General features: G+C 40.8%; 5 protein-coding genes. 3 read left to right on the forward strand and 2 right to left on the reverse strand.

Annotated elements, in window-relative coordinates; all coding sequences use genetic code 11:
* Together ABZB17_RS19710 and ABZB17_RS19715 are read left to right on the forward strand one after the other, a co-directional pair.
* On the forward strand, positions 1 to 1,095 hold a 1,095-nt coding region (locus tag ABZB17_RS19710), incomplete at its 5' end, for a Na/Pi cotransporter family protein (protein ID WP_372652826.1).
* Positions 1,096 to 1,340: 245 nt separating this feature from the next.
* Positions 1,341 to 1,715, forward strand: a complete 375-nt coding sequence (locus tag ABZB17_RS19715; protein WP_372652828.1) for a transposase — start codon at positions 1,341 to 1,343, stop codon at positions 1,713 to 1,715.
* 117 nt (positions 1,716 to 1,832) lie between these two features.
* On the opposite strand, the gene istB is transcribed toward ABZB17_RS19715, so the two are convergent.
* Together istB and istA are read right to left on the reverse strand one after the other, a co-directional pair.
* On the reverse strand, positions 1,833 to 2,543 hold the full coding sequence (gene istB, locus ABZB17_RS19720; RefSeq protein ID WP_372652830.1) for an IS21-like element helper ATPase IstB: 711 nt from the start codon (positions 2,541 to 2,543) through the stop codon (positions 1,833 to 1,835).
* Between the two features lie 35 nt (positions 2,544 to 2,578).
* Entirely contained in the window at positions 2,579 to 4,108 is a 1,530-nt protein-coding gene (istA, locus tag ABZB17_RS19725; protein WP_372652832.1) for an IS21 family transposase, read from the reverse strand.
* Positions 4,109 to 4,262: 154 nt separating this feature from the next.
* On the opposite strand from istA, the gene ABZB17_RS19730 reads away from it, so the two are divergent.
* Complete coding sequence (locus tag ABZB17_RS19730; RefSeq protein ID WP_372652834.1) at positions 4,263 to 5,375, forward strand: hybrid sensor histidine kinase/response regulator; 1,113 nt, start codon at positions 4,263 to 4,265, stop codon at positions 5,373 to 5,375.
* The last annotated feature ends 253 nt before the right edge of the window (positions 5,376 to 5,628 follow it).

Here is a 5,628-nt window from a genome sequence, read left to right on the forward strand (position 1 = left end):
GAAGGTTTAGATAGTTATGTTTTAGGGATTATAATTGGTACGGTTTTTACAGCTTTGGTACAAAGTTCATCGGCAACTACAGGCGTGGTAATTGTGTTGGCCATGCAGGGCTTAATTCGGGTTGACGCAGGAATAGCAATAATTTTTGGTGCAAACATAGGTACTTGTGTAACTGCTGTTTTGTCGGCAATTGGAAAACCCCGCGCAGCCATGCGGGTTGCGGTCTCGCATGTGCTTTTTAAGTTTGTGGGAGTACTTTGCTGGTATGCTTTTATTCCACAGCTTACCGAACTGGTTAATTCCATTTCGGGTGAAAATGCAGCACGGCAGATTGCCAACGCCCACACCTTCTTTAATGTGGTAAATACCTTTGTTTTTATCTGGCTTGTGCATCCGGTGGCACGCTTGGTGCTGTGGTTGGTTCCCACGCAAGAGAAAAAAGCTGAACGTGTTTTCCCCGAGCTGCATTCGTATTACCTCGAGGATACGAGCATAGCACTTGATTTGTCTCATGTAGCGATTACAAAATTAGGAAACTACACGGTTGAAATTATAAAGAAAGGTTTACAGGTAGCATTCTACGGTTCAACCGAAAAATTAATAGAGTTGAGAAAAGATGATGAAAAAATTGATCGGGGACATGCTGAAATTCTTCAGTTTCATCAGCAAATACAAGGCAAATCCATTTCGCAAAAAGATTCCAAACGATTAGAATATCAAATTGAGGCGGTTAATGTATTAGAAACAGCGGCCGATTTAATAACCACCAACCTGGTAGAGGCCACAGAACATCGGATTGTAAAAGAATTTGAAGCGAGTAAGGAGACCGAAGAAAAGATATCGGGTTTATACAATAAAGCCATCATTGCTTTTAATAAGGCCTTACTGAAATACAGTAAACACAGTAAGGGGGAACCGGCAAATTTAGACAAACAAAGATTCAAAGAGGAATTTCAGGAAGTACGCTCTTATTTGGTAAAACGTTTGCAGATACCCGATGATAAACGTATTGAAATATATCGATTCGAATCGGAACTACTCGAAGTTACCCGAAGAATTCATGCATTAGCTCGCCGATTAGATAGAAAAGCTTGAAGTCCGGTGTTTTTATATGCATTCGCCGGACACTTTGCACCCCCTTGCCGAACTTAACTGCCCCCCTCAGACCGTTTTTAACTGACCCCACCTAAGAAGAGAAAATCGGTTTAGAAAAAGACAGCTTTTTTCTTACGGTTCAGAGTACTTTTTATTCGCGCATATTTAATTGATAATGGTTTGATTAGCAGGAGAATGTAAATTAAACTCTGTCTATAAGTTTAAAACATTTAATATTGCAACTTATGACAGAAAAGAGAAAAGAATCGGCAGAATACATTGCCATGCGTGATTTGGCATTGAGCCAATTACGCAGCGGAAAATCATTAACAGGCGAAGGCGGGGTTTTTGCCCCAATTATCAAAGAATTTTTGGAAAGTGCGTTGTCTGCCGAAATGGAAAGCCACCTCGATGATGCAGAACGTGGACAGGGAAATAAGCGGAACGGAAAGAGTTCCAAGACTTTAAAAACATCAACAGGGGAAGTTACCATTGAGACCCCACAAGACCGTCATAGTACATTTAATCCGCAAATAGTAAAAAAACGTGAAACCATTCTGGCCGACAACCTTGCCCCCAAGATTATTGGTCTGTATGGCTGGAAAAACCGGTCAAAGTGACCACCCTTCTACGATTTAAGTTGACCACCTGCGCCGGAGTAAATTGACCACCCCTGATTTTTCCAAAACGAAAAGAACTTTTTCAATGTGATTTCGAATCAAATTTAACAAAAAAAATTACTCTCTTTTACTTCTTTTTCTTCTCATAGATTCACCTCTTAGCTCAATCCGATGCGACTGGTGGATTAACCGGTCGAGGATTGCATCAGCAATGGTTTTTTCTCCGATAACAGAATACCAACCTGTAACTGGTAATTGTGAGGTGACTATTAAAGAGCCTTTATCTTGCCTGTCTTCAATAATCTCAAGCAAAGCAAGCCGGTTGGGATTATCCAGTGGCTGCAATCCAAAGTCATCGATAATAACCAGGTGTTGCCGCTCTATTTTGGCCAGTTCTTTCAGGTACGAACCATCGGCTTTTGCCATTTTTAGTTTTGCAAACAGTTTATTGGCATTAAAATACATTACCCTGTATCCTTCAATACATGCCTGGTAGCCCAATGCTGTTGCCAGATAGCTTTTACCAACACCTGTACTCCCTGTTATCAGTATGTTCTCACATTTTTCAATATAACTGCACTCTGCCAGTCGCAGGATGCTGTTCCGGTCAATGTTCCTCATTTCATCGTAAATAATGTTTTCGATTGAGGCTTTGTAATGGAAGCGTGCGTTTTTAATCCCCCTTTCAATCTTGCGGTTCTGGCGGTCGTCCCATTCTGCATCAACCAGCATCGACACAAACTGGTCTAAAGTGTAATCGTTTGTTTTGCCGGTTTCAATGGCGGTACGAAAAGCCCCATGCATACCATAGAGCTTTATCTGCTTCATTTTCGTTAAAGTTGTTTCATTCATACTTATCTGTTTTAGTTGTAATAATGTTTGCCTCTTATATTCTGATGTTCAGGGAGCATCTGCTCACTTGGGTCATGTTCTTCTTCAATCGAATCCAGTCCGTTTTCGAGTATCTTCTGGATTATCCTGTAGTTTGATATATCATATTCTAGTGCGCGTTTACAGGCATTTGTAAGTCTTTCTTTTCCTACTTTCTTGACAAAAGAGAGTACCCCCATACAGCTTTTGTAAGCCTGTTCGGGATGTTGTTTTTGTTCCAGTATCCGACAAATGAGTTCTTCAACACTTGGGTCTATGGAAGCTGCCCAGTCGATAAAACGTTGTGGTGTCCAGTCGGTAATAAACTGATGGGTACTTGCCAGGTGCTCCTTCTCAGTTGTGTAATGATAGGGTTTCATGTTTCTTCTGTGAGATGCAATGCGGTTGTATTTGTGGTATATCTCAACGGTACTGCTTGTAAACAACAGCTTTACCTTTTTGCGGATATACTGGAACGGGACACTGTAATAATGTTTGTCTTTACTTAAAAGTACATGCCCATTCATCATTACTGTTGCAAAAGATTGTTGCTTTACCTCGAAACGGGTAAGCGGAAGAGGTGAGAGTTTTTCCTGTTCATCTTCTTTAAACGACTGGTAACGGGAGTATGGACGCCCGGTAAGCTTTTTGTTATTGTGCTCTTTAAGCAGCTCCCATATGCGGCGGTTCAGGCTTTCAATACTTGTAAACTCTTCTTCTTTTATAATTGGATAAATCCTTTGATAAAGTATTTTAACAGCCCCTTCGGCCAATGATTTATCGCGGGGCTTGTACGCCCTTGCCGGAAGTATAGTAGTTTCATAGTGTTCGGCAAAATCTTGCAGCGTTTCGTTTATAGTAGGCTCGTAACGGCTGCATTTGGTTACTGCCGAACGCAGGTTATCAGGGACTATGGCTGCCGGAACCCCACCAAAGTAATGCAAGGCATTTTCTATTGATGCAATAAAATCTTCTTTTTTCTGGCTTGGCGAGCTTTCCGCATAGGTATATTGGCTTGCACCGAGAATGGCCACAAAAAACTGGACTTTTTTGACTTCTCCTGTCTCATGGTCAACAACCTCAAGGGTTTTGCCTGCGTAGTCGACAAACATCTTATCGCCTGCCTTATGCGTCATATGCATTACCGGGTTGACCTTTTTCCCCCAACGTTTGTAGTACTCGCAAAACTGTGAGCTTTTAAACCCATCGGGGTGTTTTGCGATATACTCCTGCCACATCGAAAGTTTGGTTACGCCCACCTTTTTTAACTCACGCTCCATGTAGGGAAAGAATGCGTACAGTTTCTTCATTTTGGGCGACAATTCCGGTTCTTTGTTGCTGACAAACAGTTCTTCCAGTTCAACGTCGCTCTTCTGTTTTATCGCTTCAGCCGACAGATTAAGCATCTGGTACAATGCAATATACTTTTTAACCGTGTTGCGCGACAACGATAGATACTTACTGATAAATAACTTGCTTTTTCCCTGACAGTGCAGTTGGATTACTTTTCTTACTTTACTCATGTCTATTAATTTATTTGCCATATCTCGTGCATTTATTGGCGCACGAAATTAGGCTTTCAAAAACATGAAAAAGTCTTCTCGTTTCAGGTGGTCACTTTGGACCGGAGAGGGGTGGTCAATTTAAATCGGAATAAGGTGGTCAGTTTGCCCCGGAATGGGTGGTCAATTTAGACCGGAATTGGGTGGTCACTTTGGCCGGTTTTTCCAGTATACCGTTAGCACTGATGAGAAAAAGGAATTTATACAGATTATTCGCAAAAGTGGAGAGCGCCTTATTGATACGGTTACCGACCTGGTTGAAATATCGAAACTGGATAGCGGTTTGTTATCGGAAAATGCAATGCCGGTAAATTTGGAAAGCGAATTTTACGACTTTTTCCACGATGAAAGGGCAAAATTTAAAGACAGTGCGGTGCAGTTCTACTCAAGCATTGCCCCCGAGCTGCTGGAAAAAACCTTTTCGTTTGATTTACACAAAGTGCTAAAGGTGCTGCATATTTTAATTGGAAATGCCTTTAAGTTTACCGTAAATGGGAGTGTTGAAGTATCGGTTATAGGTGAAAAAAACAATCTGGTGTTTTCGGTTGCCGACACAGGCATTGGCATAGCACCTCAATACCACAAATTTGTTTTTAAGGCATTTTCTCAGATTGAACCCGGTAAAGGAAAATTATGCGAAGGTATAGGGCTGGGACTAACCATTGCCAAAAAATTAACCAAAAGAATGAAGGGGAAAATTTGGTTTGAGTCGGAAGTGGCAAAAGGCACTACCTTCTATTTGTCCATTCCTCAAAAAATAGTTTCAGCCAATACCAAAATGAATTTATCCGCTCAGTCTTCGGAGCAAAAAAACATTTTGATTGTTGAAGACGACGGGGCGTACTACCATTTATTGGAAAATTTTCTAAAAACGGAAGGGCTGGGAGTTACCCGTGCAATCAATGGAAAAGAAGCCATTGATTTAATAAAACACAACCCGGTTTTCGACTTAATTATTATGGATAGTAAAATGCCGGTTATGAATGGTACTGAGGCAATACAGGAAATCTTAAAAATTACCCACCAAATTCCTATCGTATCGCATTCGGCCTATACTTTGCATCAGGAACAGGAGGAAATTTTAAAGAAAGAACGCATTAGCTTCCTTCCAAAACCTGCCAACAAAGAAGAGTTATTACGGGTGATCTGGAAACAGATTAACGAAAAAACAGAAATTGACAAAGGTATATACACCAGCCCAAAGGTTATCGTAACTAAACGCATTTAAAAGCCATGCTGTTTTGCTTGTCCTTTTGTTTGAATGCTCGGAGGAATTTAACAAAAAATAAGCACTAACACACCTTTGTCGGCCGGGCCGGTGTTCCGTGCTGAAAATGCTGCCAAACTGGTAGCAAGCTAACTCTTGTTTTGTTATCCCATACAAAGTCTTAACACATGAAATTCGTATTTAATCCGGTTAAATAAATACCTTTAAGAACAACAATCGTTTTGGTACATAGGAGTTAAATAAATTGAATGTA

The organism is Draconibacterium sp., from assembly GCF_041583095.1.
Taxonomy (GTDB): Bacteria; Bacteroidota; Bacteroidia; order Bacteroidales; family Prolixibacteraceae; genus Draconibacterium.

Coding starts and splice junctions, on each gene's coding strand:
- istB (WP_372652830.1), bottom strand. CDS start 2,543: ATGAAGCAGATAAAGCTCTATGGTATGCATGGGGCTTTTCGTACCGCC.
- ABZB17_RS19715 (WP_372652828.1), top strand. CDS start 1,341: ATGACAGAAAAGAGAAAAGAATCGGCAGAATACATTGCCATGCGTGAT.
- istA (WP_372652832.1), bottom strand. CDS start 4,108: ATGAGTAAAGTAAGAAAAGTAATCCAACTGCACTGTCAGGGAAAAAGC.
- ABZB17_RS19730 (WP_372652834.1), top strand. CDS start 4,263: ATGGGTGGTCAATTTAGACCGGAATTGGGTGGTCACTTTGGCCGGTTT.